At 48.8% G+C, this 24593-nt stretch carries 26 protein-coding genes, 1 tRNA gene and 3 pseudogenes; 14 read left to right on the top strand and 16 right to left on the bottom strand.

Annotated elements, in window-relative coordinates; translation table 11 throughout:
- Nucleotides 1–61: 61 nt before the first annotated feature.
- The 5 genes and pseudogenes from JVX88_RS27220 (at nucleotide 62) to JVX88_RS27240 (ending at nucleotide 2244) form a co-directional block, all read left to right on the top strand.
- Nucleotides 62–568 carry a TOBE domain-containing protein gene (locus JVX88_RS27220; RefSeq protein ID WP_211621714.1) on the top strand — a complete coding sequence of 169 codons (507 nt, stop codon included), beginning with the start codon at nucleotides 62–64 and terminating at the stop codon, nucleotides 566–568.
- A gap of 267 nt (nucleotides 569–835) precedes the next feature.
- The gene (locus tag JVX88_RS27225) at nucleotides 836–1285 is read left to right on the top strand and encodes a DUF4383 domain-containing protein (RefSeq protein ID WP_211621715.1); all 450 of its coding nucleotides are present in this window, start codon (nucleotides 836–838) and stop codon (nucleotides 1283–1285) included.
- A gap of 32 nt (nucleotides 1286–1317) precedes the next feature.
- Nucleotides 1318–1440: pseudogene (locus JVX88_RS27230) on the top strand (glutathione-dependent formaldehyde dehydrogenase); the annotation flags it as partial.
- Nucleotides 1441–1615: 175 nt separating this feature from the next.
- Nucleotides 1616–1819: a hypothetical protein gene (locus tag JVX88_RS27235; protein ID WP_211621716.1), complete on the top strand. Its 204-nt coding sequence runs from the start codon at nucleotides 1616–1618 to the stop codon at nucleotides 1817–1819.
- 14 nt (nucleotides 1820–1833) lie between these two features.
- On the top strand, nucleotides 1834–2244 hold the full coding sequence (locus tag JVX88_RS27240) for a hypothetical protein (protein ID WP_211621717.1): 411 nt from the start codon (nucleotides 1834–1836) through the stop codon (nucleotides 2242–2244).
- A gap of 14 nt (nucleotides 2245–2258) precedes the next feature.
- Here the strand turns inward: JVX88_RS27240 and JVX88_RS27245 are convergent, their stop codons facing one another.
- The 3 genes from JVX88_RS27245 to JVX88_RS27255 all read right to left on the bottom strand — a co-directional run bounded on the left by JVX88_RS27245 (nucleotide 2259) and on the right by JVX88_RS27255 (nucleotide 4693).
- Complete coding sequence (locus JVX88_RS27245) at nucleotides 2259–2525, bottom strand: SAVED domain-containing protein (protein WP_225931742.1); 267 nt, start codon at nucleotides 2523–2525, stop codon at nucleotides 2259–2261.
- A 900-nt stretch (nucleotides 2526–3425) separates the two neighbouring features.
- Nucleotides 3426–3650, bottom strand: a complete 225-nt coding sequence (locus JVX88_RS27250) for a DUF4347 domain-containing protein (protein ID WP_211621719.1) — start codon at nucleotides 3648–3650, stop codon at nucleotides 3426–3428.
- A 362-nt stretch (nucleotides 3651–4012) separates the two neighbouring features.
- Complete coding sequence (locus JVX88_RS27255; RefSeq protein ID WP_211621720.1) at nucleotides 4013–4693, bottom strand: potassium channel family protein; 681 nt, start codon at nucleotides 4691–4693, stop codon at nucleotides 4013–4015.
- A 118-nt stretch (nucleotides 4694–4811) separates the two neighbouring features.
- On the opposite strand from JVX88_RS27255, the gene JVX88_RS27260 reads away from it, so the two are divergent.
- Nucleotides 4812–5114 carry an alcohol dehydrogenase catalytic domain-containing protein gene (locus tag JVX88_RS27260; RefSeq protein ID WP_263975270.1) on the top strand — a complete coding sequence of 101 codons (303 nt, stop codon included), beginning with the start codon at nucleotides 4812–4814 and terminating at the stop codon, nucleotides 5112–5114.
- Between the two features lie 785 nt (nucleotides 5115–5899).
- Here JVX88_RS27260 and JVX88_RS27265 read toward each other — a convergent pair.
- Nucleotides 5900–6679, bottom strand: coding sequence for a GMC oxidoreductase (locus JVX88_RS27265; protein WP_211621721.1), 780 nt, complete (start codon nucleotides 6677–6679; stop codon nucleotides 5900–5902).
- Between the two features lie 68 nt (nucleotides 6680–6747).
- On the opposite strand from JVX88_RS27265, the gene JVX88_RS27270 reads away from it, so the two are divergent.
- Nucleotides 6748–7368, top strand: a complete 621-nt coding sequence (locus JVX88_RS27270; RefSeq protein WP_225931743.1) for a WD40 repeat domain-containing protein — start codon at nucleotides 6748–6750, stop codon at nucleotides 7366–7368.
- Nucleotides 7369–7514: 146 nt separating this feature from the next.
- Here the strand turns inward: JVX88_RS27270 and JVX88_RS27275 are convergent, their stop codons facing one another.
- Complete coding sequence (locus JVX88_RS27275; RefSeq protein WP_211621723.1) at nucleotides 7515–7910, bottom strand: response regulator; 396 nt, start codon at nucleotides 7908–7910, stop codon at nucleotides 7515–7517.
- A 209-nt stretch (nucleotides 7911–8119) separates the two neighbouring features.
- Nucleotides 8120–8356, bottom strand: a complete 237-nt coding sequence (locus JVX88_RS27280; RefSeq protein ID WP_211621724.1) for a response regulator — start codon at nucleotides 8354–8356, stop codon at nucleotides 8120–8122.
- Nucleotides 8357–9390: 1034 nt separating this feature from the next.
- On the opposite strand from JVX88_RS27280, the pseudogene JVX88_RS44465 reads away from it, so the two are divergent.
- Nucleotides 9391–9711, top strand: a pseudogene (locus JVX88_RS44465) (MGH1-like glycoside hydrolase domain-containing protein); the annotation flags it as partial.
- A gap of 159 nt (nucleotides 9712–9870) precedes the next feature.
- Here JVX88_RS44465 and queA read toward each other — a convergent pair.
- Complete coding sequence (gene queA / locus JVX88_RS27285) at nucleotides 9871–11055, bottom strand: tRNA preQ1(34) S-adenosylmethionine ribosyltransferase-isomerase QueA (RefSeq protein ID WP_211621725.1); 1185 nt, start codon at nucleotides 11053–11055, stop codon at nucleotides 9871–9873.
- Between the two features lie 625 nt (nucleotides 11056–11680).
- Here queA and JVX88_RS27290 point away from each other — a divergent pair.
- The 4 genes from JVX88_RS27290 to JVX88_RS27305 all read left to right on the top strand — a co-directional run bounded on the left by JVX88_RS27290 (nucleotide 11681) and on the right by JVX88_RS27305 (nucleotide 15886).
- On the top strand, nucleotides 11681–13357 hold the full coding sequence (locus JVX88_RS27290; RefSeq protein ID WP_225931745.1) for a non-ribosomal peptide synthetase: 1677 nt from the start codon (nucleotides 11681–11683) through the stop codon (nucleotides 13355–13357).
- Between the two features lie 472 nt (nucleotides 13358–13829).
- Complete coding sequence (locus tag JVX88_RS27295; RefSeq protein WP_211621727.1) at nucleotides 13830–14483, top strand: MotA/TolQ/ExbB proton channel family protein; 654 nt, start codon at nucleotides 13830–13832, stop codon at nucleotides 14481–14483.
- On the top strand, nucleotides 14470–14868 hold the full coding sequence (locus JVX88_RS27300; protein WP_211621728.1) for an ExbD/TolR family protein: 399 nt from the start codon (nucleotides 14470–14472) through the stop codon (nucleotides 14866–14868). The genes JVX88_RS27295 and JVX88_RS27300 overlap by 14 nt, the downstream gene beginning before the upstream one ends.
- Before the next feature lie 103 nt (nucleotides 14869–14971).
- Nucleotides 14972–15886, top strand: coding sequence for a YegS/Rv2252/BmrU family lipid kinase (locus JVX88_RS27305; protein WP_211628888.1), 915 nt, complete (start codon nucleotides 14972–14974; stop codon nucleotides 15884–15886).
- Between the two features lie 30 nt (nucleotides 15887–15916).
- On the opposite strand, the gene JVX88_RS27310 is transcribed toward JVX88_RS27305, so the two are convergent.
- Together JVX88_RS27310 and bioD are read right to left on the bottom strand one after the other, a co-directional pair.
- Entirely contained in the window at nucleotides 15917–16486 is a 570-nt protein-coding gene (locus JVX88_RS27310; RefSeq protein WP_211621729.1) for a Uma2 family endonuclease, read from the bottom strand.
- Between the two features lie 250 nt (nucleotides 16487–16736).
- Nucleotides 16737–17486 (bottom strand): dethiobiotin synthase, encoded by a 750-nt coding sequence (gene bioD, locus JVX88_RS27315; RefSeq protein WP_211621730.1) that lies wholly within the window; start codon nucleotides 17484–17486, stop codon nucleotides 16737–16739.
- A 99-nt stretch (nucleotides 17487–17585) separates the two neighbouring features.
- Between bioD and JVX88_RS27320 the strand changes: the two genes are divergently transcribed.
- A tRNA-Pro gene (locus JVX88_RS27320) sits at nucleotides 17586–17659 on the top strand.
- A 17-nt stretch (nucleotides 17660–17676) separates the two neighbouring features.
- Here the strand turns inward: JVX88_RS27320 and JVX88_RS27325 are convergent.
- The 6 genes from JVX88_RS27325 to JVX88_RS27350 form a co-directional block, all read right to left on the bottom strand.
- A complete protein-coding gene (locus tag JVX88_RS27325) occupies nucleotides 17677–18228 on the bottom strand; it encodes an ABC transporter substrate-binding protein (RefSeq protein WP_211628889.1) in 552 nt (183 codons plus the stop codon).
- A 27-nt stretch (nucleotides 18229–18255) separates the two neighbouring features.
- Nucleotides 18256–18837: a Uma2 family endonuclease gene (locus JVX88_RS27330; RefSeq protein ID WP_211621731.1), complete on the bottom strand. Its 582-nt coding sequence runs from the start codon at nucleotides 18835–18837 to the stop codon at nucleotides 18256–18258.
- 33 nt (nucleotides 18838–18870) lie between these two features.
- A complete protein-coding gene (locus tag JVX88_RS27335; protein ID WP_211621732.1) occupies nucleotides 18871–19095 on the bottom strand; it encodes a DUF2283 domain-containing protein in 225 nt (74 codons plus the stop codon).
- 86 nt (nucleotides 19096–19181) lie between these two features.
- Nucleotides 19182–19391, bottom strand: coding sequence for a hypothetical protein (locus tag JVX88_RS27340; protein ID WP_211621733.1), 210 nt, complete (start codon nucleotides 19389–19391; stop codon nucleotides 19182–19184).
- A gap of 218 nt (nucleotides 19392–19609) precedes the next feature.
- A complete protein-coding gene (locus JVX88_RS27345; RefSeq protein WP_211621734.1) occupies nucleotides 19610–21208 on the bottom strand; it encodes a GAF domain-containing protein in 1599 nt (532 codons plus the stop codon).
- Nucleotides 21209–21487: 279 nt separating this feature from the next.
- On the bottom strand, nucleotides 21488–22459 hold the full coding sequence (locus JVX88_RS27350; protein WP_211621735.1) for an MFS transporter: 972 nt from the start codon (nucleotides 22457–22459) through the stop codon (nucleotides 21488–21490).
- A 495-nt stretch (nucleotides 22460–22954) separates the two neighbouring features.
- Between JVX88_RS27350 and JVX88_RS43340 the strand changes: the two are divergent.
- A pseudogene (locus JVX88_RS43340) lies at nucleotides 22955–23098 on the top strand (ABC transporter substrate-binding protein); the annotation flags it as partial.
- On the opposite strand, the gene JVX88_RS27360 reads toward JVX88_RS43340, so the two are convergent.
- Nucleotides 23082–23963, bottom strand: coding sequence for a rhodanese-related sulfurtransferase (locus JVX88_RS27360; protein WP_211621736.1), 882 nt, complete (start codon nucleotides 23961–23963; stop codon nucleotides 23082–23084). The pseudogene JVX88_RS43340 and the gene JVX88_RS27360 overlap by 17 nt on opposite strands.
- Nucleotides 23964–24593: the final 630 nt, after the last annotated feature.

Genomic DNA, 24593 nt, shown 5'->3' on the forward strand with positions numbered 1-24593 from the left:
GTCGACTCGAGACCCGCCCTTTCATACTTCCAGCATTTGCAGGTATTAGGAATCTTCAGTCATGACATCTAACGTAAACGTAAAGTTAGCCTTGTATGACATTGACTACCAACTTTGGTTGGAGCAGACTATCGGCAGTCCCCAAATGAATCTGCTCGACTTGAACTGTGACCGGGGTGCTGCTGTGTTAGGCGACTATCGAATTCCTCTGCCCACAGGCGCAACCCCACCGGCTAGGATCACGCTGGGTATCCGTCCAGAGCATGTAGAGTTAGCCAATTCGGATGTGAATGGGGATACCCAAACGGTGCAGGGTAAAGTCATTCTGATGGAGAATTTAGGCATGAGTAATTTGGTCAGCATCCGCATCAGAGGTGCAGAGAATGTGACACTGCGTGCTTTAATTCCTAGTGATCGCGCTTGGCGCGAAGAAATGATTACTTTAGCATTGCCGTCGGAACATATCCATTGGTTTGATATGGAGACGGGAGAGCGTCTATTCTCAGAGCCACTGCAGATGCCAACAGCCCACCCCCAAACCCAACGGCTAGATATCCGCTCAACCTAGTGACGGTTGATACGCTAAGTCTTAAAAGCAAGTAAAACTTGGTAGGTAAAAGGGCGCTTTGGGGTGCCCTTTTCTGTGTATATGGCGTGTTTATAGTGTTGTATCTGTAGTGGCGCTACTATAGCGGATACCAATTGGCTTAACATTTCTCCTTTCACCCGACAGAGGTTGGCAAAACGGCAAATCGGTATGTTGAAGGAATCAAGTCTAAAGCGGAGTTATATCCGTTAACACACGATTTGACTCCATTAAGTTAAGGAAACACCAATGTCAGCACGTAATTTTGCCTTATTTAGCGGTATCTTTTTTATCGCTATTGGTATACTTGGATTTGTTCCAGGTATGGTAAGCGTTCCTCCTAGCCAACCCGATCCAGAATTAGTGATCAATACAGGCTACGGCTATTTATTTGGTCTATTTCCAACGAATTTACTGCATAACTTGGTCCATTTGGCAGTAGGTGTCTGGGGCGTTACCTCAGCTCGCACTCCTAAAAGCGCTATCTTGTACTGTCAGGCGTTCGCAATTCTGTATAGTTTGATTGCGGTGATGGGCCTGCTTCCCGGCGCTGGCACCACCTTTGGTTTGATGCCAATCTTCGGCGGCAATGTGCTGCTGAATTTGGGTACGGCGGCAATTGCAGCCTATTTTGGCTTTATCAAGGTATCTGGAATCGATGTGGGGTCGAATGACAAAGGCAGCCGTATAGCAGGCTAGTTGATCGAAGGAGCCAAGCAAAGGAGCATACAATGAAAGCAGTCTGCTGGCACGGTGCCCAGGATGTGCGCGTAGAAACGGTTGCCGATCCCAAAATCCTCAATCCGCGAGATGCAATTCTAAAAGTCACTGCTACAACGATTTGCGGGAAAAATCGATCCATCGCAGGTGTTCACTCACCAGTTGCCGCTGGAACAAACTAAACAGGGCTTCGAAATGTTTAAGCACAAGCAGGACAACTGCATCAAAGTGTTGCTTAGACCCTGAGTAGCGTTCCTGGATCAGTCGATGTCTCTCTAGTTTGAACAACCCTTTTATCCGTAAATAACTATGAAACCGGAAGAATCCTTTAATCCCAATGCGCCCCAACCGACTGGGGTACAGCACGATAGTGAAACGCCATTGCCAAAAAAGCCTTCATTTTTGTATCTCGTTAGCACCACGATTGGTGTTCTCGTAATTATTCTATTGGCAGTTAGTGCTTATCACGGAATATTGAAAACGTCAAACGCACCTTGCGTCGAGAGCGCGTGATCGGATCAACCCTAGTGGACTATTACCTGCAAGACGCTAGTACAGAACCCACTGAGTTCAAATTATTGCAGGCACGCGGCTTTCAAAACGTGCGATTTCATATCGAAGAAGCTTCTCTCCGTCGATCGCCTGGTGACGTTGTGGTTCTGGATCTGGAAAATTGGGTGAATCGGTCAGGAGAGGCATTCTCTCAGCTATCAGAAGACATGCGAGAGCAACAAGCTAAACAACAAATTGATGCATTGTTGAATATTCTGCCTACTTCTACTGTTCTGGTTGTTTATGTTCGATTGACTGTTAAATACCTGTTTAAAGTGTCAAAGGATCGCTATGTGCTGCCTGCTAACAACCCCGTCACATTAATAGGCAACACGGCAGATGCAGCCTATGTGGCAACAGGTGAGCGCAGTACAGAAAATTCTTGAATTAGACCAACCATTCATCCAGTCTGCAATTTCAGAGCGGCTTGATAACTTCCATCTAGGGTACGTTCATAAGCGATAATTTCACCCACTGCATTGAGTCGTTGTCCTAAAAATAAGCAGAATCCAAGCGGTGCATAAAGAATTAAATGGGTTGAAGCGGCACGATAGGTTTGACGATAGTGTCGAATTAACTCTTTACCGTGAATTGCAAGCGCTGTAGCGTCTGCATCCGATCGAATAACGGCGTCACCTGTTCCGATTTCTGGCTCTGCATAGACCATCAAAAATCACATTGGTGTGATTTGGAACTTCATCCATCACTACAACCAGAAGATTCGAGAGAAATTGCAACGAGAGCAGATGGCTACTTTTTCTCCATCCTTTACATAATGGCACTACCCACTTTTTTAAAGTTCTAAAGTTAATTCGGTGGAAATCGGGTTAGCACTAAATTTCCCCTAAGCAGTAGTAAAAACCGTACAAGAGCGTTATTGAATAGGGGCTATTTTAAAGTAGAAATTCCGTTTGGAGGACTTGTTATGAATCTAAAAACCTTTCTAGCAAACCTTACAGGGAGAAAAAAATGACCATACATCGAGACCGCGAAGGGTACGACGGGTACTCAGGAACTGAAAAGTCGAAGGACTGCTTGAGCTACCACAAAAAATTCAGAAGTACATCTATGACGAGATACAAGGTTTTATCGCAATGGTCACGATTCAGGAGGAATTCCTGGGTGCGGAAATTGCGTGCTGTTTTCGGAGCAGTTCATCTTATAGCCATGTGCATCCGTATCGCATTGTGGCTGTATTATCGGCTACCTAAAGTTGTCGATTTCGTCAAAAACTTTCTTCACTTCTTAGGAGAGCTTCTCTAATAACAGAGATAAGTTTTTGAATGACAGGGGTGTAGCTAAACTAAGCTGCACCCCTACTTTTTCATTTTTAGTCCCCTTGCGGGGAAGAATCAGGGACTTCACAAAAATTCAGAAGTACATGCCTGATCGAGAAACAACGTTTCCGTTCCCTTGCGGGAATGTATTACCGAGGATGATAGCCCTTAATGAGGATAAAAGCAACTGCTTTCAAATAAGCTATGACCGTATAAACTTTACATGGTTGATGCTGCCATCCTCTTTCAGCGATTTTATTTGCACCTTGACTGTCCCGCTATTGGGAATACTAGGAACCGAGCCGGAGACCGTTGGCATGGGTAACCGCGACAATGTGCAACTGCTTGATGCCAGTGTGGTTTGCTAAGGCTGCAGTAATTTGGGCTACGCCATCGCTATGGCCATGCAGAACCAATGCTTCAGCATCCGGTAGAACATCCTGGAGCAGAGTATGATAGTCGTCAACCGCAGAATCGATCACAACCAAAGCGGTGCGCGTAGAAGGACAGGCCATAGGTCTATTGCAAGCAAGAGTGAAAAGGCACAACACCAGCGGGGCTAGGAGTTAGGCAAACAAAGTCATTCGAAGTCAATTAATGGCGATCAATCTGAAGGGGCAAGGATCGCCATCTACCTGAAGCCAGAGTGCCCTTGGATGGTTTTCGGTCAAGCTACAGCCATGCAGTTGGAACAAAATCTTCAATTAGGGGCAAACCGTGGCGTAAATCTACGGAGAAATTTTGATTACCGAAAATAGCAGCTCTCAAAAAGTTATTAGGAGCATTTTCCTCATCAAAAAGTTATTAGGAGCATTTTCCTCAAAAGAGCTTTTGAGCAGGGATTAGACTGAACCTTGCGAGCTAATTCGTCCGATTGCTACGGATTACATCCCTGAACAAAATTGATCACCTCATGTAGGGCACCAGGTTTTGTCACCATCAGCACGGTGGAATCAGCTTCTAGTACCGTATTGCCGTTGGGGATTACCAAATCTTCATGGGCATGGGCCTGATAGCCAATAATTAGCGAGCCTTTTGGGAAACAGGGATCTTGAGCAATTTGGGCTAGGCTTTGTCCGGCAATTCGCGATCCCGTTGGGATTGGCAGCTTCAAGACTTCAATTTGATCCTGCTCGAAGTGCATGATCGATTCCACCTCTGGGTATTCGATGGCATTCACCATCGTCGATACAGCCAAATCGATTGTGCTAATCACCGACGTGGCCCCCGCGATCCGATAGGGTTCAGCAAAGTCGCGATGCCGCATTCGCACTAAAATCCGCGAGACGCCGTAGGGTTTCGCCAAGGCTACCATTGCCAGGTTTAAAGAGTCATTGCGCAGCACGGCTGCCACCGCATCGGCTTTGCGAATGCCTGCTTCTAGCAGCGTTTCAGTACTGACGGCACTGCCTTCAAACGCCATCACGCCCATCTGCTCACGGGCATAGCGACAGGCGGTTGGATCAATGTCAATCAGCGCCACGGTATGGCCTAAGTCCACCAACTTCTGCGCCAAATTCAGCCCAATCAATCCGGCTCCGCCAATCAGAATATACATGCCCAACCTCAGTAACGCTCAGCATCTCCTTTGGTTCACTGTATCGTCGTATCTGGCTTCTGCGCATCCCGTCACCAATCCCTGATACAGTTAAACCCAGGGATTGTTAAGCAGAGTTATGAAAGCACAAGTTTTTCGGGGCGTTAAGCAGCTTAGATACGAAGAAATTCCGGTTCCAGACATTGCTGACGACGAAGTACTGGTTCAGGTTCAGGTGGTGGGCCTGTGTCAGTCAGACATTAAGAAAATTCTCTACCCGCTCTATGAGCCACCGCGAATTTTTGGTCACGAAACGGCTGGCACGATTGCTGCCGTGGGTTCAGCCGTGAAGGACTGGCAAGTCGGACAACGGGTCGTAGTGTTGCATCACATTCCCTGCATGCATTTGTCAGTGTCCGCTAACTCCCTTCTGTCAGATTAAGTTTCATCTATTACAGATTACCAGCGACTGCCCCTGCCCTCGGAGGCGTTCATTCACATTGCTATGATTCGCCTCATGCTCCGCAGACTTGCCTAACTTTTTTTGACCTTCTCCGTATTTCCAAACATCCTCTAAACATCCTCTCAGATCAAGACTCTACTTAAGCAATTTTTCGAGGTTCCCTATGGTTTAATAGGGAAGCTTTAGTACGGTCAATAAAGCGAGGAAAGAATGCAAAGCAGTGGAACAGGCATAATTTATCTAGCTCTAGGTGAGCAGCACAAGAACGAGTGCCGCAAATCTGTTTACTATTTAAAGCAAACTAATCCAACAATTCCGGTTTCTGTCTTTACTGATTCATTTGATCGTGTCTTGGCTGAACTAGGTGTAGAGCAACAGTTCATTCGAGTTGCTGATAAAAGCCCCTTTAAGGTCAAAGTCGAAATTCTCAGGGACTCCCTTCATCTAAAAACGCTTTCCTAAGAAACAGAGTTTTGGCTGACAGGTTGCAGGGTGAACCCCCAATTCAGCCGCCTTACAATGCAGGGTCTTGACAACACGTTGGCGGTATTGCTGTTCATAGGCAAACTGATGCACTACAGGCAGTCCCGTTTGTCCAGATTGACCTGACATCGATAGTCCTCTACTCAAGGACATGGAGATAGACCGGACGGGAACTCGGAATCAATCTATCTGGGAGGTGATGAGTCACGAAGGCCGTTTTTTAGGGGAAGCTCAGTTCGCGTAGCGTTCCCGAAGGGTACTCCCCCACTGCCTCCTGACTCCTATCCCAACCGCTCAACCAAATGCTCCCCGACCCGCAACGCATTGGCAATTACCGTCAGGGCCGGACTCACGCTGGCATTGGCCGGAAAGAAACTGCTGTCTACGACATAGAGATTGTCTACCTCATGGGTGCGGCAATTGAGATCGAGCACCGACGTAGACGGATCGGCTCCAAAGCGGCAGGTGCCACATTGATGCGCGACCACCTGAATCGGCATATCGCTGCGGGGATGGATGCCAGTGCGGCTAAACAAACTACTATCAGCAGTTTCTACGGCCCTCAACACTTCGAGCCAGCGATAGACTAACCGATCGTGGGCTTCCACATTATTGGGTTCGTAATCGAGATGCAGCTTTTCGCCGACCCAGTGGACGCGATTGTTGGGGTTGGGTAAATCTTCTGTTTGTAACCACCAGCCGATTGAACGAGTTGCCAACTGCCGCAGACCAAAGTCGGGCAGGACTCTGGTAACGAGGGACAATACCGGCGGCGCTTCTGAAAAAATTACATCTTGCAGGATGCCGCCTGAGTTTTGGATGTGGCCCATCGGATAAGTATAGTTCTGGTCACCCCAGTAAAAGTCATTCACCGACACGGTCCGTTGGAACAAGCCAGAATTGGAAGTAGCGCTGACCTGCACCACCACCGACAGCAGTTGCTTCATCAGATTGCGTCCTACGAGATCAGAGCTGTTGGCGATGCCGTTGGGGTGCTTTTCATTGGCAGAGCGCAACAACAACGCAGCGGAGTTAACCGCACCGCAAGCCAGCACAATCATGTGCCCTAGAAACAAAAACGACTCGGAGCCAATCGCCGCCTCAACGGTGGGATGTTGCCAATGGTCAAATCCTCAACGTTTTACACGGACATCAAGATTGGATTCGCTCAATGGATTTCAGTCCCAATGGTAAGCTGTTGACAAGTGCAGGACAGGACTTGAGAGTGAATCTTTGGGATGTTCACACCGGGGAATGTTTGCGAACCTGGCAAGATTTTGATACTTGGGTGTGGGGAGTCAGTTTTCATCCCGATGGCGATCGCATTCTGACTGCATCCGGCAATCTGCTAAAACTTTGGGATGTCCATACAGGGTCACTGCTCCAGACCTATGACAGGCATACCAAACGAATTCGCAGCGTTGCGATCAGTCCAAACGGAGAATGGTTTGCATCCGGTGGGCAGGATAATTTGATTCATTTGTGGCACATCAAAACAGGTGAAATCTTGACAACCTTATTGGGTCATGCTGAGCAAGTTCTATCGGTGAAGTTCACCCCCGACAACTGTTACTTGATTAGCGGCAGTGCTGATGAAACGATCAAGATATGGAATATTCACACTGGAACACATCAAACCTTAAAAGCCGAAAGACCTTATGAAGGAATGAATATTGCAGGTATAAAAGGATTAAGCGAAGAAGCGATCGCAACCCTGATTAGGCTGGGTGCGAAGTCGGATGTCACTTAACAAATTACCCGTGCCTCTAGCGGCATGGCCATGAATGCACTGAGGCAAACAGTGGGCACCCAGAACATTTGGTTTTAGGTGCCGGCCGTTATCTCAAAGCAGCCCATGAAACAAGTTAGATAAAACAGATAAAACAGCAACCTGCCCTAGGATGAGCAGGCATTCTGCCGCAATTGTAAGAATGATTCGATTCTCGACAACAGCTTGTCGAACTCAATTGGCTTACGAATAAAATCATTGGCTCCCAGAGCTAAACCCTGAGCCGCATCCGCATCGGCATGGGCTGTAACAAGCAAAATCGGAATATCGACTAAGTTGCGGTTTTGACGAATCTGACGAGTTACTTCATATCCGTTCATATCCGGCATCATCACATCTACCAGAATCAGATCCGGCGGCAGTTGCTCTACCTTGGTCAACGCTAATCTACCGTTGTCTGCCGTATCAACCTCGTACCCTTCTGCTTCTAGCACCGTTTGCAGCAGGAACAAGTTATCGATTAAGTCATCTACAACCAGAATGGGGGAGGATGAATTAGACACAGGCACTGCAACTCAAAAACAGGAATAGGCTAAGGCGATAATACCTGCTCCATTTTGCCCGATCTTCGGGATCAGCACTTCCTACTTTAGACAGATGTTCGCTTTCATACGTCTACTACATACGGCCTAGAGCACGCCTCCGAAATATCGGAAGTAGATGCTTGCTCGATTAAATTTCAGACCAAAGCTAAGCCCCAAAATCCTATGTGCTAAGCACTCAAGCGACTATGGACTGCCAATTCCGCAATCGTATCGACTAGAACCTTCAAATCAATCGGTTTTCGCAGGAATGCATTATACCCCATTGACAGCGCCTTCCAGCGGTCGTCGGGTAGTGCCGTAATCGCGATAGCAGGAGTGGTCCGGGTTTGGCTGGCTTCAAGTTGTGTGATTTTGCGAATTAAGGAGTATCCATCTTCTCCGGGCATGGCAATATCGCTGATCAAAATATCAGGCCGGAGTCGATGACGCGATTCTGAAGGAGCGCCTGTTTGGGTTGACGGGCACGGAGGGCAACCACGGAGAGGATGTCAAAGAGTATTACTTTTATCTCGACAGTACTCCTACCCATTCCTATATGAAATTCCTCTACAAGTATCCGCAGCGAGCCTATCCCTATGGGCAGTTGGTGGAGGAGAATCGACGGCGATCGCGGCGCGATCCGGAGTTTGAGCTGATTGACACCGGCGTATTTGACGAAGAGCGCTACTTTGATGTGCTGGTGGAATATGCGAAGGCCGCTGCGGAGGATGTTTTGATCCAAATTAGCGTCACCAACCGGGGGCCAGAGGCGCATCCGCTGCATATTTTGCCATCCCTGTGGTTTCGCAATACCTGGTCGTGGGATGAGCAGGCGGCCAAACCGATATTGCGCAAGCTGGAAGGGCGGGCGTTTGCGGCGATTGAGGCGGTTCATCCGGTTTTGGGGCGGTATCTACTGGAGTGTGAGCAGTCGTTGGATGCGAATATGGCACTGCTGTTTACGGAAAACGAAACAAATCATCAGCAGTTATATGGAGCGCCGAATGCCTCTGCCTATGTCAAGGATGGTATCCATAATTTTTTGATTCATGGTCAGCAGGAGGCGGTGAATCCAGCGCAGGTGGGAACAAAGGCAGCGGTTGATTGTCAGATGTGGATTGCTGCGGGTGAAACTCGGGTGATTCGACTCAGATTTAGAAGAGATACAGGTGAGGTATCTGAATCGGCATTTGCGGTAGAAACGTTTGATCAAATTTTGCAACAGCGGCAGCAGGAGGCAGATGAGTTTTATGCTCGGATTGCGCCCTATGAAATGAGCCAGGATATGCGTGCAGTCCAACGGCAGGCATTTGCGGGAATGCTGTGGAATAAACAGTATTATTCCTATTCGGTGGATCGCTGGCTGAAGGGTGATCCAACCATGCCGACACCATCGCTAGAACGACGCCGAGGTCGCAATCACCAATGGATTCATCTGGAAACGGAAGATGTGCTGTCGATGTGCGACAAGTGGGAGTATCCCTGGTTTGCGGCTTGGGATCTGGCGTTTCACACAATTCCGCTGGCGATGATCGATCCGGAGTTTGCGAAAACCCAACTCGATTTGATGACGCGCGAATGGTATATGCATCCAAATGGCCAGATTCCAGCTTACGAGTGGGCCTTTGGAGACGTGAATCCGCCGGTTCATGCTTGGGCAACTTGGCGGGTATACAAGATTGAACAAAAGATGACCGGAAAAGGGGATCGGTTATTTCTGGAGCGGGTGTTTCACAAGCTGCTGCTCAACTTTACCTGGTGGGTGAACCGCAAGGATCGGGAAGGTAGCAATGTGTTTGAGGGCGGCTTTTTGGGATTGGACAATATTGGCGTGTTTGATCGCAGTGCGCCTTTGCCAACGGGAGGCCATATCGAGCAGTCGGACGGCACGAGCTGGATGGGGATGTATTGCCTGAATATGCTGACGATTGCTTTGGAATTAGCGAAGCAGAATCCGGCCTATGAGGATATGGCGACTAAGTTTTTTGAGCATTTTCTCTATATTGCTGATGCGATGAACCACATTGGCGGTGATGGGGCGCAGCTCTGGGATGACGAGGATGGGTTCTACTACGATGTGCTGCATTTGCCAGATGAACATACAATCGCCGTAACTATAGAATCGGTAACGCTGTTCGATAGCGTGATAATATGCGCTCATTATAAGTTTGTGTCCAGCAAAAGTGGAAACCAGCACAAGCAATGAACTCTTCGGCAAATGAAAATTCGTGATCAATCCATTTACCACACGAAACCGATATCCTGGTGTCACAGTAAGCTGAGCCGTTGATCTGCACTCCCGTATCTCTCCAAACTCAGCAAAACACGCTTCAAGAGCTCGCGTCGAAGTAGTTCCGACAGCAACAATGCGTCGGTTTTCGTTCATCGCTTCACGGATCACATTCGCTACCTCAGCTTCGATCGAATAGCGTTCGGGAAGGACCCGATGTTCATTCAGGTTGTCAACTCGGACCGGCTCAAATGTTCCATATCCTACGTGGAGTGTGATCTCTGCGATCTCAACCCCGCGTTTCCGCAATTCGGCCAGGGTCCTGTGAGAAAAATGCAGTCCTGCAGTCGGAGCCGCTATTGCTCCGCTCTCTTTTGCATAAACCGTTTGATATCTTTCTCGGTCCGTATCAGGACCTGCAATCGATCTTTGGATGTATGGCGGGACCGGCGTTCTGCCCACTTTGTCGATCAGGTACTCTAACTCTCCTTCGGCATCAAACTCTATGGAAACGGTGCCAAGCTCTTTGCGCTCAAGCACGAATGCTCGCAGTTTTGGAGAAAAAGCGATCTTTTTTCCCGGCTTCAGGCGGCGTGCAGGCTTTGCGAGTGCATTCCATCGATGTTCGTCAACTCTTTCGGTCAATAGAAGTTCCACCACCGCACCGGTATCTGTTCTCCCCAGTAAACGTGCTGGGAAAACTCGGGTGTTATTCATCACGAGGACATCGCCGGCACCGAGTATATTGGCAACGTCGCGAAACTTTCTGTCTTCGAACGTTTTGCGGGTTCGATCGAGGACCAGCATTCTTGATGCATCCCGCTCAGGGAGTGGCTGGTCAGCGATCAGCTCAGCCGGGAGTTCGAAATCAAAATCGCTTAGTTTTTGGGGCACAAAGTTATTGAATATCAAGGATTTGTTGGATATAATGCGCAAAAAGCAGTTTTCAGTTTTAAAGATAGCATTCAGAGGTTTGATTCTACCAGAACCGCAAACTCGATCCTTAGATCTGGTCTTGGGATTAGCGACGCGCGGCTAAAAAACAGGGAAGCAACGAACAATTAGGAGCAAATATGAAAACACGGATCTTAAATGTGATCACAGCGTCAGCGGTATTGATGATCGCGGTAACACTTTTCGCTCAGAACAGTCTCGCGCAGGGACGTTATGTTGGTCAGTATTCGAAGGCCGACGTGGATAATATTATCAGGCGCGTTGAGGATAGCGGCGATGAATTTCGTCGAGATTTCCGCAGGGAATTGGATCGAAGCAATCTTAGCAGTTCACAGAAGCGAACATATCGCAGCCAGGTCGATGCGTTCGAACGTTCGAGTGATAGACTGCGCAGCCACTTCAACAGCCAAAACAATTGGTGGAACAGCCGCTCACAGGTTCAGAATCTATTGAACGATAGCTATCCGCTCAATAACACAATGAACTCGATCGGATTCCGCCGAAACATCGAGCGACAGTGGAACCGATTACGCAACGATGTGAATACTCTCGCAATTACAACCTGGTGGGACACTGTGTCAATCTGTTACCACTGCGAACTCAGATTGATGGCAACCAATCTTTCAGCCATTACCTACAAGCGCGCCGATCGAGCATTCTGGATGCCTACGACCATCAGCAATTCACCTTTGGCAGTCTGTTATCCAAACTGGTATTGCCGCGTGATCCAGGCCGAATTCCCCTTGTATCGGTTATTTTCAATCTGGATCAGGGATTGGAGGGCGATCGACTACCGTTTGATGGACTCGTTGTTCAGTGTCTATCCAATCCCCGTCGATTTGAAAACTTTGAACTATACGTGAACGCCACAGAGTTTCAAGATAGACTGACGCTGGAGTGGCAGTACAACACCCATTTGTTTGATGCAACCACCATTCGTCGCCGGATTTTGGAGTTTGAAACGCTGCTGAAGGGCATTGTCGCCAATCCTGACCAGGTGATTGATCGCCTGCCTCTGTTACCTGCCGAGGAACAACACCTGTTAGCAACATGGAACCAGACAGAAGCAGCTTATCCCCACGATCGCAGCCTCCAACAATTGGTCGAGGAACAGGTTGCCCGCACGCCGGATGCAGTTGCTGTCACATTCGCCGGTCAGTCGTTGACCTATCAGCAACTCAATCAGCGTGCTAATCAGCTGGCCCATCACTTGCGTCATTTGGGGGTTGGGGCGAATGCCCTAGTAGGGTTATGCATTGATCGCTCCCTAAATTTGATGGTGGCGATGTTAGGCATTTTGAAAGCAGGTGGAGCCTATGTGCCCCTCGATCCAACCTACCCCCAAGAGCGGCTTGCCTTTATGCTGGAAGACTCCGGGGCCGCTGTGCTGTTAACCCAGGAATCCTTGCTGTCCGCTCTGCCTGCAAATAATGCTCAGATCGTTTGCCTAGAGACTGATTGGGCAACGATTGCGCAATACAGTCAAGACAACCCAACGCACCAAACCACGCCTGATCATCTTGCCTATGTGATTTACACCTCTGGATCAACAGGTAAGCCCAAAGGTGTGTCATTAAATCATCGTGTGCTGGTGAATTTGCTGGCATGGCAGCTAACAGTATCTCAAGTGCAGCCGGCAGCAAAAACGCTGCAATTTGCGCCGGTGAGTTTTGATGTTTCCTTCCAAGAGATTTTTTCGACCTGGTGCGCCGGTGGCACGCTGGTTTTAATTACGGAAGATGCTCGTAAAGATGCGATCGAAGTGCTGCGTTTGCTCAATCAACAGTCAATTGCCCGCTTGTTCCTGCCCTTTGTTGCGTTACAACATTTGGCAGAAGTAGCAGAGAGCCAGAGTGAGACCTGTCCAGCATTGCGGGAAGTAATTACGGCTGGAGAGCAATTGCAGATTACCCGATCGATCGCGAACTGGTTTAGCCAGCATCCCCACTGTACGCTACACAACCACTACGGACCATCGGAAACCCATGTGGTGACTGCCTACACCCTGACTGGGGATCCTGCAACCTGGATGGCCCTGCCTCCGATCGGTCGTCCCATCTCCAATACTCAGATTTATCTCCTGAATGCACACACCCAACCGGTGCCGATCGGGGTTGCTGGCGAACTCTGTATCAGCGTTGATGATCCGGTGCGGGAATACATCAACCGTCCCGACCTAACCCGAGAAAAGTTTATTGCCGTTAATCGGTTCGGGCGATGGCAAAACCTGGGGCGACGGTGAAACACGGGGTTCAGGTGGAACAAGGGTAACTTCCGTTGGTGTCCTAGGTTTAAGGCTCCAACGACGGTCAGCTTGCAACGACAAAACCAGGATATGCAAAAACAGCGATGCCAGCAGACTAGTGCCGACAAATCGCCTCAATCCTCTAGTTTCTTTGGCTCGCTGCCGCTCCGGCTCTTCTGGTCGCATGGTGACAGTTTTTCTTTTTATCGCAACTACAGCCATCCTTTCTTGAGTTTGAACGGGGTGCAGGGGTGGAATCCCTGCGTGGGGGCTTCGCCCCCACACCCCCTTGTTCACAACCTATTTATGAACGCTGTATTTCTTGAGATTTTTTTAGGGGGGCAACCCCAAGGCTAGTGATCCAAACGAATTCATGTTCGATCTCCTGACTCCTGACTCCTCAAACTGACTTCTCTCTAGTATAGTGACATTATGCGAATTATTTGCAAGAAGCCTAGAGCGGTTGATCATGCGAATTGGAGAGATATTTGCAGCCGGTGGAGTCGTGATGTATCCCTTACTGGGATTTTCTATCCTGTCCACTGCTCTAATTGTGGAACGAATCACCTTCTGGACAAGGTTGAATCGGCGGCAGCGGCAGGTTGCCCGTGAGGTGCTCAAAATTTATCAGCACGATCCGGAAGCAGCTATCCTACAGCTCAGGCAAGCCATTGATTTACCAATCTCCCGTATTTTTTTGGAAGCCCTGACGCTAGAAAACCCGTCCCCTAATGTGTTTCGCCTCGCCCTCGAAGGCGCATCTCAGGCAGAAATTCCGATTTTGCGGCGGTTCAGTACAGTTTTTGACATTATTATCACAGCTTCACCCTTGTTGGGTTTACTGGGAACGGTGTTGGGATTGATTCGCTCCTTTGCTTCGGTGAATTTGGGCAACATCGGCACCCAAAATGCTGGCAATGTCACAACCGGGATCAGCGAAGCTCTGGTTTCAACGGCTTCTGGAATTACGGTTGCCGTGTTCACGCTAATATTCGCAACTGCATTTCGCGGTTTCTACCGCCGTCAACTCGCCTTGATTCGCGAATATGGTAGTCAAATCGAAATGCTGAATTTGGCCCGATATGAAGCTGAACATGGAGTCAAACCCTATGCACGTTCCTGACGATGATGGCGATGAAATGCCGCAGATTAACATCGTGCCGATGATCGATGTGGTATTTGCGCTGCTGACCTTTTTTATGATGGCTAGTCTTTATCTCTCCCGCCCCCAAGGTTTGGATATCAACTTACCCGAAGCTTCCACTGCCGGCACCCAAACCGAGAGCGAAATCAACATCACCATTAGTCCTGACGGTAACATTGCCCTCAACCAACAGCCGATCGCAGTTGAGCAATTACCAGCAGCGATTCGTGCGATCAAGGGAGACAGTCCTACCGCCTTTGTAGTGATTAGCGGCGATGTAGAGGTAAACTATGGCCGGGTGATTGCGGTGATGGATCAGCTCCGCTCGATTGAGGGCGTGAAGATTGGAGTGGCAACTCAGTAATATACCCAGAGTATATATCCAGAATATATCAAGTAGTCCCCAAGCGGCCAATCGGTGATGAAAAATCTGACAATTCGAGTGGTCAAAACCAACCGCTACGGCGATTGTTGGCAGCTTGGCTCGCACGCGGGTAGCCCATTTGATCTTTAATCCGGTCGCGGGACAGGGAAATTCGGAGCAAGAACTGGATCTGATTCAGCGAATGCTGGAACCTCATTTTCACCTAGAGGTGCACCAAACGACTGTGGATGACTGTGCTGAAGATTTAGCTGAAAAGGCGGTGGCGGCCCATGCCGATTTGGTAATTGCTTCCGGCGGCGATGGCACGGTTTCTGCAGTGGCGGGTGCTTTGATCGGCACGGAAACGCCATTGGGAATCATTCCTCGCGGTACGGCCAATGCCTTTGCAGCAGCGCTGGGAATTTCTGCCACACTGACGCCGATTCGCAATGCCTGTCAGGTGATTTTGGCTGGAAAAACCCGCAGTGTGGATGCGGCTTACTGTAATGGCCTGCCGATGGTATTACTGGCAGGAATTGGCCTAGAAGCTGAAGTAGTAGAACGAGCCGACCGGGAAACCAAAGATCGTTGGGGCGCATTGGCCTACCTGATGGCGGGCTGGCAGCAACTCGATGAACAGCAGCTATTTGACACCGAAATTGAAATGGACGGCAAGATCGAACGCTTCCAAGCTGGAGCAATTACGATTGCCAATGCCGCTCCAATCACCTCGGTTTTGGCTCAAGGCATTGGCCAAGTCGTGTTTGACGATGGCCTGCTGGATGTGACGATTGCTAGCGCCAGCAGCAAACTGGAAGCCATTCGGCTCATGACCCAGCTCATTGGAGCGGCTCTAATGAAACCAGTCAATAGCCCCAATGTTGTGCATATGGGAGCGCGTCGCCTCAAGGTCACCACCGATCCGCCGCAAAAAGTTGTGGTTGATGGTGAAGTGATTGGCACTACACCAGTAGAAATTGAATGTATTCCTGGAGGATTGACGGTGTTTGTACCGTGAAAGTAGATCAGCCTAGGTCACAGAATTCTGCTAGTTTTGCTTGCTCGGAGCGACTTTTAGCCATGCAAAAATTTGTTGGGCGGTTAGGGTCAATTGAATGTCTTCTATTACTTTAAGCGAATGCTCTCCTCTATAGACTTCCGGTGCTTGTTGGGGAGTGAAAATTAAAACAGAATAATCGTCTGGATCGAGCATCCAGCCTAATTTACTGCCATGTCTGAGACAATGCAAAATATTGTCGATTACACGATTGACTTTCTGATCCGGTGAAAGAATTTCAATGGTCCAGTCTGGCGCTTCAGTGAAGTCATCCTCTGGCTCACCTCTTTCATTGATTTGGATTCGACTCCACGCAATGACTGCAATATCAGGAACAATTGAACGCCCACCAAACGTACATCGCAACTCAGGTAGAGCAGTATATGTATCAGTATGATTGTCAATTGTGTTCAGAAGCCGTTTTTGTAAGATTGAGTGGCGAGTCTTTGGCATTGGCTTTTGCACAGCGACTCCATCCACATATTCCCATGCTGGAGAATCCTCTATGGAGGGCAATTTGAGGAACTCTTCAAGCGAGAGAATTTGAGTTGAAGCCGTCATTGGTTTGAGCAAAGCGTTTACTTCGTGATTTCAGTATATTTGACAATCATCTTGATGGCTCTAAACGCCAAGCAACTTGGGTTGATAATCGCTATAAACGCCTTTTAACAAATTTCAAGCATATCATGCTTTTCTAGGAATGGCACCCCCTCTTGAAAAAATTGTTTTATTTGGTTGTTTTATTGGGGTTGTTTTACTGGGGCTAGAGTTCCAGAGGGTCCTGTTGCATAGGTCGTCTCTAGCTGGGTCTCTAGCTGGGCTGCAAAAGCAGTTCCTCTAGGCCGGGCAGCAACCGTTCTAGCTCCCATTCAGCGGCTACCTGAGCGAGTTTGTTGAGATCCGCCAGATCGGCCAAGTGCGGCATACAGCCCAAAACCGGCTTTCGAGTCAAGGATTGGATGAGGTCAATCGGTGCCCAGTTCGCCCAATCTTGAGCACAACAAGGCTGGACGGCATTCAGAATGATGCCTTTGAGGTGGACTTTGGATTGATTGGCTAGAGCCACATTAGCCACGGCATGAGCTACAGCTCCGGGCTGGACGGGCACAACGAGCACAGTGGGCAAATGCCAGTCCCAAGCGAGATCGGCCATCGTGGTTTCGTAGGTGAGCGGGGATCCCAGACCACCCCAGGCTTCTAGTAAAACAAAATCGCGCTGCTGAAGCTGCTGGATCTGCTGCCAAACTAGCTCTAGTTCGATTTGCCTGCCGTCTTTAGCGGTAGCAATTGCTGGCAAAGTGCTCAACTTTAGCGGCGTAATCTCTGTGGCAGACTGGTCAAGCTTAAACTGGCGTATCAGTAACTCACTGTCCCCAATAGAAGCCCCGTCAGTAGAAGGACTATCACCAGAAGCGCTGTAGTCGTCCCTAGGGCAATCGATTGGCTTCATAACACCTAAGCGGCGAGAAGAGCAATACCGCTGCCAATAGGCGAGCAGCGCCATCATCACGGCAGTTTTCCCAACCTTGGTATCTGTTCCAGCAATGAGTAGCGTGTTCAAGCATCCTCCTAATTTCAACAAGATTTCAACAAGTGGTTTCAGGTGGCGAATCAGCCCCGCTTCCAGTTAGTATGAGAAAGCGGCTATAATTTAGCCTAACGGGATGTAGCGCAGCTTGGTAGCGCGCCTGCTTTGGGAGCAGGATGTCGCAGGTTCAAATCCTGTCATCCCGACTTTTAGCCTACTTGAATTATTTACCGGCAGGATCTTTGCCAGCCTGAATGGTGGAATCGATTTTGATTTTGCCCGTATAGTCAATAGTCCAAACCTCATAGCTACCGATGACATCGCCACTTTTGGTGAAATCAACTGGGCCACTCACGCCCTGATAGTTGATGGCTTTGCCTTCACGCACTAGCGCCAATGCTCGGCAGATATCGCTAACCTCCAAACCGGGCGGATTAGCAACTTCCAGAATTTTGCCCTTAATAGCGGTGCCGCTGGTGGCCTTAGCTGCTTCAGCAGCGAGGATAGTGACGGCGGCAGCATCCCATGTATTGGGATCATAGAGATTGGGAGCGCGGTTAAAGCGTTTTTTGTAGTTATCGCGAAATGCCTCCATCACAGGACTAGATGTAGCAGGAGCAATACCCACAACCCCGGAGGCAATATAGCGGCCATCAATAGATTGCCCAACCCGACTCGCCAGGTTTTCGGTTTTCATGCTGGCGGTGAGCAGAACCTTGGTGTTGCCACTCCATAGCCCTGACTCAAACGCGGTTTTGAGAATTTCGCTGCCCAGGTAAGGTTCAGCAGGAGGTCATGAAAATTAGAACGAGAGCTTTTGGAATAGATCGGCTACGGGTAATGTAAATCCGGGAATCACTTCTTCCCCATCGAGAGAATCGACAGATTTCAGCAGGCGATCGGGTTCTTGGGCAGGGCGATATACTAAGACGTAATTTTCGTTAGGGTGAATAATCCAGGCTAAACGGGTGCCGTTCACGAAGTATTCCACCAGTTTGTCGTGGATTTCCTCTACAGTATTGCCGGGAGACAGCACTTCAACGGCAAGATCAGGCGAACCATCCAGAAATCCAGAGGGGAGTTCGGTCATCCCTTGCAGACGTTCTTTGGCAAAGAAGGAAATATCGGGCGATCGCCGATTTCCATTCTTCATCTTGAAGGCAGTGCTGGAGTCTAAAATAACTCCCAGCTTTTTAGGCAAGACATAACTGGCTAAGGCTGCTACTAGCAGGCTACAGATATAGCCATGCAATGCCCCTGAACTTCCCATATCAATGAGTTCTCCGTCCACAATTTCATAGCGATGCCCATCTTTGGGCAGTGCCATAAATTCTTCATCTGTCCAAACTTTTTTATCAGTTTTTAATTCAGTTGCGGTAGACATCAATAGTCTCCTTATTCAAGTGATGCTGATCTTCTAAGCTGCACTTCCTTTTCCTGATAACAATTCAGCAATCAATGGCTTAGATTTAGCAAGCTGGCTAACCGCCAGAATAGAAAAACCGAGAAGGTTGCCATCCAAATCGACACGTTCCATCACCGCATCATTTTCTGTTTCCCGCATATAGCCAGGAGCATCAGAGAAAGTGACCTCTAGAAAATCAGCTTCAGAATCAAACCAAACTTTTACTCGCTCTGTCATAGGTCTTCTCCTTTTTTCGGTTTATCAGTGAAATATGCAGTCACAATAAAAGCATCATCAGGGAGGTATTTAACAACCACACAGAGCTATTTATCTCCAATCACCGTTTGGGTATAGAACCGATAAAATAGCGCTGCGCTTTCGTCACTGCGAGATTGCCGTACCAGTTGTGGATGCTTCAACGTATCGGCAATTTGAGCTTCCATCCCGACCATTTCAGGGTGAGCCAGGATATGCGCCAACCGTTCTTCAGTCAAGCGCACTTCCCGGTTCTGATAGTCGAGCAGGATAGGCATTGGGCTACACCTCTACCTCTACAGTAATGGAGGTATCGCAACCGAAGGTATCGACCACTTTAACGCAGGCAGTGTATTTGCCGGTCGCGGGGTAGGTATAGCCCGCATCGCTGATGGTTTTGAGCGATCGGTCTTTGCGGGTGCGATAGTCTTGCCAATCGTGGGTGAAGGGTTTGCCCGGTTGCCAGTTGAAATCTATGGCCCAGAAGTCGATAAAGTCAAAGCCGCTTTTGATCGCCCGTTCTTTGATGGCTTCCAGTTCTTTGGTGGGTACTTCGGCGAGGGAGGGGATGAACTGGGTGAGTTTGATGTCTACGGTGTGTTGGGGTGGATGAGTGGATGGGTGAGTGGGTGGATGGGTCGAATCGGGTTTGCGGTAGACAGGTTCGACGGTGAGGACGGCGACTTCCAAAAACGGCGGCGGTGCCTTGCGGTTTTTCTCCATGATTTCGCGGGGAATCTGCACCAGCTTCAGCTTCACGCCCAACTGCTAAAGCTTTTTGCCGATCGATGGCCTGATGAAGCGTGGCCGTGCGTTCCTGGACCTGTTGCTCTAGACCGGTATTGAGTGTTTGCACCTGGTGGTAGAGGTGGTACTGCTGCACCGCCATCGAGAAATGTTCGCCTAACGCTTGCGCTAATTTCAAATCTGCCTCAACCCAAGGCATGGTTTGACCGCCTTTGAGTTCTCGCCAAGCCAGGAAGGAGTCCCGCGGCATTGTTTGGCGACGATCCGGATCAAACTGACCGGCCCAGAGGGTTTCTGTTTCGATAGCTGGTCGAAAGATCGTTAAACAGCCCAGGCATTGCTGTCCATAATGCAATGGGATAACCAGTAAACCACGAATCGAGGTAGCTTGGAATATAGACGTTAAGGTGCGAAAAGCGGGTTCTTGATACAGATCCTTCACCGCCCAAGCGGTTTGGGTACTGTCGCCCCTGAGATAAGATTGCCACAAGTAATGCTGCTCAAGCGGTCGATTACCATCTAGAAGCGCCGGTTGCTCACCACTGGTATAGACTTCTGGAGCCTCATTACCTTTAAGCAAATATAATCGACTGGCAGTTCCCTGCAGGACAGTCGTGGTTTCTTCTAACGCATGTTGGAGCTGGATTCTAGGATCGGCATGCAGCAACCTCGAAATTCGATTAACCTTGGTTTCGTGCTCAACTTGCTGCTGAATTTTCTTGACAAGGATGGCTTGAGTAATAGCAATTTCTAACTGATTGACCACAGACTGAAGAAATTGCAGTTCGGCCTCTGTAACCGAGCGCGGTTTGACATTGTGAGAGACTAGCAACCCCCAGAGCTGCTCGGCTTGCAGTATCGGTACCACCACCGAGGATTGGACACCCATCGCTCGTAGATATTCAACATGGCATGGATCAACTGGGCGGTAACGAACATCAGGGATTTCTTGTTCAGGATAACTCAAGCCGATCTGCTGGGTTTCTAAATCTACAATCGAGCGCTGTCGAGCGGAGAGGAATAGCTCGCGGGCCTGTGGCGGAATGTCATCAGCTGGAAAATGCAATCCTAGTAGGGAGGGCAGACGGTCTTGATGAATCGATTCAGCAATGACTTGTCCATGACCGTCGGCATAGAACTGGTAGATTTTGACCCGATCCGTCCCCAAGAATAGGCGAACTTCGGTAGCAGCCGTGTTTAAAATCTCTTCTAGATTGAGGGATTGACGAATTTGAGATGTAATCCGGTGAAGTAGCCTATCTTGCTCCAGCGTTTGCTGCATTTGCCAACTCCAGGCGAAAAGAAACTTTAAGTCGTCTGAACCAAGTGCGCCCCAACCCTTTCCCATGATTCTCCAGCAAGACTTTGGGATAGAGAGTCCTTAACAGCCTTCTGGTCAGAATTAATGCACCAGGAATTGCTCAGTTCATACAACTTACAACTTTTTTAGAGAGTTCCCCAAGAAAGCAAGCGTTTATCAGTAGCTGTCTTAAAGTTGACAAGACTTTGTTTAGGTTTGGAAGCAAGCTCTAAGCTTATTTTTCGGTTCTGTTGAGAGAAGTTACGATCTAGGCAATAATTACATGGATGGAAGATGGAGCGGTAGATTTTAGTAGGGAGTAGGGAGTCAGGAGTCAGAATAAATTAACGCGATGTGCAACGCACTCAGACTGTTATAGAGCGTTACTAAACTAATATCGAGATGCAACGTATTGAACAAATAAAGATTGTAGAAAGGAGCACTAAGGTTAAACGCAAAGGTCCATCCGGTGAAAAACACTAGAAATGCGATTAGAGATGTTTGCGTTGAAGTTGAGGTAGCTTCATCTGATGTAGTTGGTGTGGCGGCAAGATTGTGTTGCACCTGAGGATTTACATCAACCATAAACCCCTGAAAAGCCAAACTAATGATTCCTGCTACAATTCCCAAACCAAGAACCACGCCGTATCCTTGGATAGAGCCACCGTACCAATGGGAAATTAGCAAGCCCATCAGCGGCATAGCAATCAGATTAGTTAGATTAGCAGCACTATTGCGAAACCCGAAATAACGTCCTCGAATTCGTCGCGGCACCAGCACAGCCATCCAGCTCATCCAAGCAGCACTGCCCAATGCACCTAATAGATGACTCGCTGCCGCTACGACCAGTGTACCCAACAGCAGCCAATGCAAATTACCGTGCTGCCAAGTTGTCCAGCCAATGGCCAGAGCCAGAAACAACCACAGCGAGCGAGAAACGCCGTAAATCCACAGGCAATAGAGATGGCGACTGGTAGTGAGTTCGGAGATATAGGCTCCCAGTGGCTGCAACAGGTTGGCTAGCATGGGAATTGCAGCCAATAGCCCAATCTGACTTGAATTTGCGCCCAATTCCAAGAAGAAACCGCTCAGAATTGCTCCACCGGTTGCATTCGAGAACACAGCTGCAAACACGCTATCCAGTGTTGAGGCGTGCAAACTGCGGCGAATTGCAGCTCTAGCATCACTGGGACTTTGAGTCTGCGATGGAAGTTCGTTTTGGGGCAATGTTGGAATTGCCAAGCTTAGGGAAGCTTCGAGCGAATCATCGGGAGGAGGTGCGTCAACTGCAAGATTCACTGCTGGTTCTACTGGGTTTAATAACTGGGGTGGTTAGATTAAGAACTGAAAACATTTAAACACTCATTGTAACCGCTTGCTCAGACTATTTTGGGCAACCTATTTCTGACAATCTATTTCTGACAACAAAATATTGGTGACGGTTTCCGTAGGCACGTTTCAGCAGAACTGTTAGAAAGTCAGTAATAGGACTATTCCGGTGAATTAGCGCAAAGAGCAGGCATGAAAATTAACAGCCCCCAAACGGCAATTTGATTGGGAAAATCGCTATGCTAGATTTGGGATGCTTAAAACTCAATGGATGCTCCGTGTCTTTGCGCTTCACGTGAATTGCTGTTAAGAAAATAGAGGTTGATGCTGAGCTAACACACCACCCGCTCGGAAGAATTGCCTATGGGATACCGCCGCTTAAAATTATTCCTCCTGGTAGTTTTAACGCTAGGTTTGGTTTGGGCCTGTCAGGGAACGGCAGTCAATTCTGGAGTGACACTAAAGATGAGCGGTTGGGGAGCTAGCCCATCTGAACAGCGGTTGTTGCAGGCCGTCTTGCGTCAGTTTGAAGCAACCCATCCAACCATTCGGGTTCGGTTCGAAACCATTGCCGATCAGTATATGGATGTAATCAAAACCCGCCTGATTGGAGATGCCGCCCCGGATGTGTTTTACCTAGAAGCGGCTGAAGCGCCATTTCTGCTCGATAGCAAGAAATGCCCTCTTCGTAGTAGGGGGACACCTTGTCAGCCTCAGCAATAGGATGCCCACAGCTCAAGCACATCTCGTGGTTGCCTGGTTCTAATCCATGCTGGACCGCAACCCGCTGATCAAATACAAAACACTCGCCCTGCCATAAGCTCTCCGCTGTAGGCACTGCTTCTAAATACTTAAGAATGCCGCCTTTTAGGTGATAGACCTGCTGAAATCCCTGCGCCAGCAGATAGGCGGAGGCTTTTTCGCAACGGATGCCGCCCGTACAGAACATCGCCACTTTCTGATGCTTGGCTGGATCGAGCGTTTGCCGCACATAGTCTGGAAACTCTCGAAAGGAGCGGGTGCCTGGATTCTGCGCTCCCTTGAAGCTGCCAATCTCCACTTCGTATTGGTTGCGTGTATCGATCACCATCACATCTGGATCAGAGATGAGTGCATTCCATTCCTGTGGTTCAACATAAGTTCCGACCTGTTCGTTGGGGTCAACCGGCACACCCAGGGTGACGATTTCTCGCTTCAGGCGGATCTTCAACCGCTCAAAGGGCATGGTGGGGGCAAAGGATTCTTTGTGCTCCAAATCGGCCAATCGCGCATCAGTTCGCAGGTAAGCCAAGACATGGTCAACCGCCTCACGAGTCCCTGCAATCGTGCCGTTAATACCTTCTGCTGCTAGCAAAATTGTGCCGCGAATATTCTGTTCGGTGCAGTATTGGAGCAGCGCGGGCTGTATCTCGGCACAGTCGGGTAGACGAACAAATTTGTAGAACGTGGCAACAACTATGGGCGAAACACTCATGAGCAAAAAATACCTGAAACCCTTGCATAAACCGCTTTCCCAGTTTAGCTCTGATTCTTAACCATGTGGCTCTTGAAGCAGTTTGGCTGCTTTCTGAAGGAAACCCTTTAGGATATAAAGAACTCTGTGTAGAATCGTGCCCGAATCTGCCATGACGACTCAAAATCAGCCTCAAAAACAACTGGTCAATGTCAAAACCGGGGAACCCTATCAGCCGGTGCGGATTTACTATCAGATCTTCAAGAACAAGAAAAAAACCGTCTTGAGTGCGCTACAAAAACTCAAGTGCATTGAATATGAACCAGAGCGGGATCGTTGGAATTGGCTCTACGAAGCAGAAGCCAAAAAGCTGAGATTCACCCGTTCTTACGGCTCTCTCACTGCTGCTGACAAACCCTTAATCTTAGGCTATTTCACCTTTCGCGGGGACGATCAAATGCTGCTGGATTTGCGGTCGTTTGAGCGAGCTACCCATGCCATCGACTTTTTTGATAAGCGCATCAATCGCTATGCAGCCACTCCGACCCACATGCGGATTGTAAATCGCTTATTCTCTTTGGAAGACATGCCGAATCGCGAAATTCATCCATCGCTGGATCCGTTCTTCGATCGGGAAAATGTTCCCTGTTT

It is taken from the genome of Leptolyngbya sp. 7M, from assembly GCF_018128485.1.

What these genes read in the sequence shown, in the direction of transcription:
- JVX88_RS27235 (WP_211621716.1), top strand. Translation starts at nt 1,616, where the DNA reads ATGAAACCGGAAGAATCCTTTAATCCCAATGCGCCCCAACCGACTGGG.
- JVX88_RS27255 (WP_211621720.1), bottom strand. Translation starts at nt 4,693, where the DNA reads ATGTATATTCTGATTGGCGGAGCCGGATTGATTGGGCTGAATTTGGCG.
- JVX88_RS27220 (WP_211621714.1), top strand. Translation starts at nt 62, where the DNA reads ATGACATCTAACGTAAACGTAAAGTTAGCCTTGTATGACATTGACTAC.
- JVX88_RS27335 (WP_211621732.1), bottom strand. Translation starts at nt 19,095, where the DNA reads ATGACAGAGCGAGTAAAAGTTTGGTTTGATTCTGAAGCTGATTTTCTA.
- JVX88_RS27340 (WP_211621733.1), bottom strand. Translation starts at nt 19,391, where the DNA reads ATGCCTATCCTGCTCGACTATCAGAACCGGGAAGTGCGCTTGACTGAA.
- JVX88_RS27260 (WP_263975270.1), top strand. Translation starts at nt 4,812, where the DNA reads ATGAAAGCACAAGTTTTTCGGGGCGTTAAGCAGCTTAGATACGAAGAA.
- JVX88_RS27250 (WP_211621719.1), bottom strand. Translation starts at nt 3,650, where the DNA reads ATGGCCTGTCCTTCTACGCGCACCGCTTTGGTTGTGATCGATTCTGCG.
- JVX88_RS27300 (WP_211621728.1), top strand. Translation starts at nt 14,470, where the DNA reads ATGCACGTTCCTGACGATGATGGCGATGAAATGCCGCAGATTAACATC.
- JVX88_RS27330 (WP_211621731.1), bottom strand. Translation starts at nt 18,837, where the DNA reads ATGTCTACCGCAACTGAATTAAAAACTGATAAAAAAGTTTGGACAGAT.
- JVX88_RS27360 (WP_211621736.1), bottom strand. Translation starts at nt 23,963, where the DNA reads ATGAGTGTTTCGCCCATAGTTGTTGCCACGTTCTACAAATTTGTTCGT.
- JVX88_RS27265 (WP_211621721.1), bottom strand. Translation starts at nt 6,679, where the DNA reads ATGATTGTGCTGGCTTGCGGTGCGGTTAACTCCGCTGCGTTGTTGTTG.
- JVX88_RS27245 (WP_225931742.1), bottom strand. Translation starts at nt 2,525, where the DNA reads ATGGTCTATGCAGAGCCAGAAATCGGAACAGGTGACGCCGTTATTCGA.
- JVX88_RS27345 (WP_211621734.1), bottom strand. Translation starts at nt 21,208, where the DNA reads ATGGGAAAGGGTTGGGGCGCACTTGGTTCAGACGACTTAAAGTTTCTT.
- JVX88_RS27295 (WP_211621727.1), top strand. Translation starts at nt 13,830, where the DNA reads ATGCGAATTGGAGAGATATTTGCAGCCGGTGGAGTCGTGATGTATCCC.
- JVX88_RS27225 (WP_211621715.1), top strand. Translation starts at nt 836, where the DNA reads ATGTCAGCACGTAATTTTGCCTTATTTAGCGGTATCTTTTTTATCGCT.
- JVX88_RS27310 (WP_211621729.1), bottom strand. Translation starts at nt 16,486, where the DNA reads ATGACGGCTTCAACTCAAATTCTCTCGCTTGAAGAGTTCCTCAAATTG.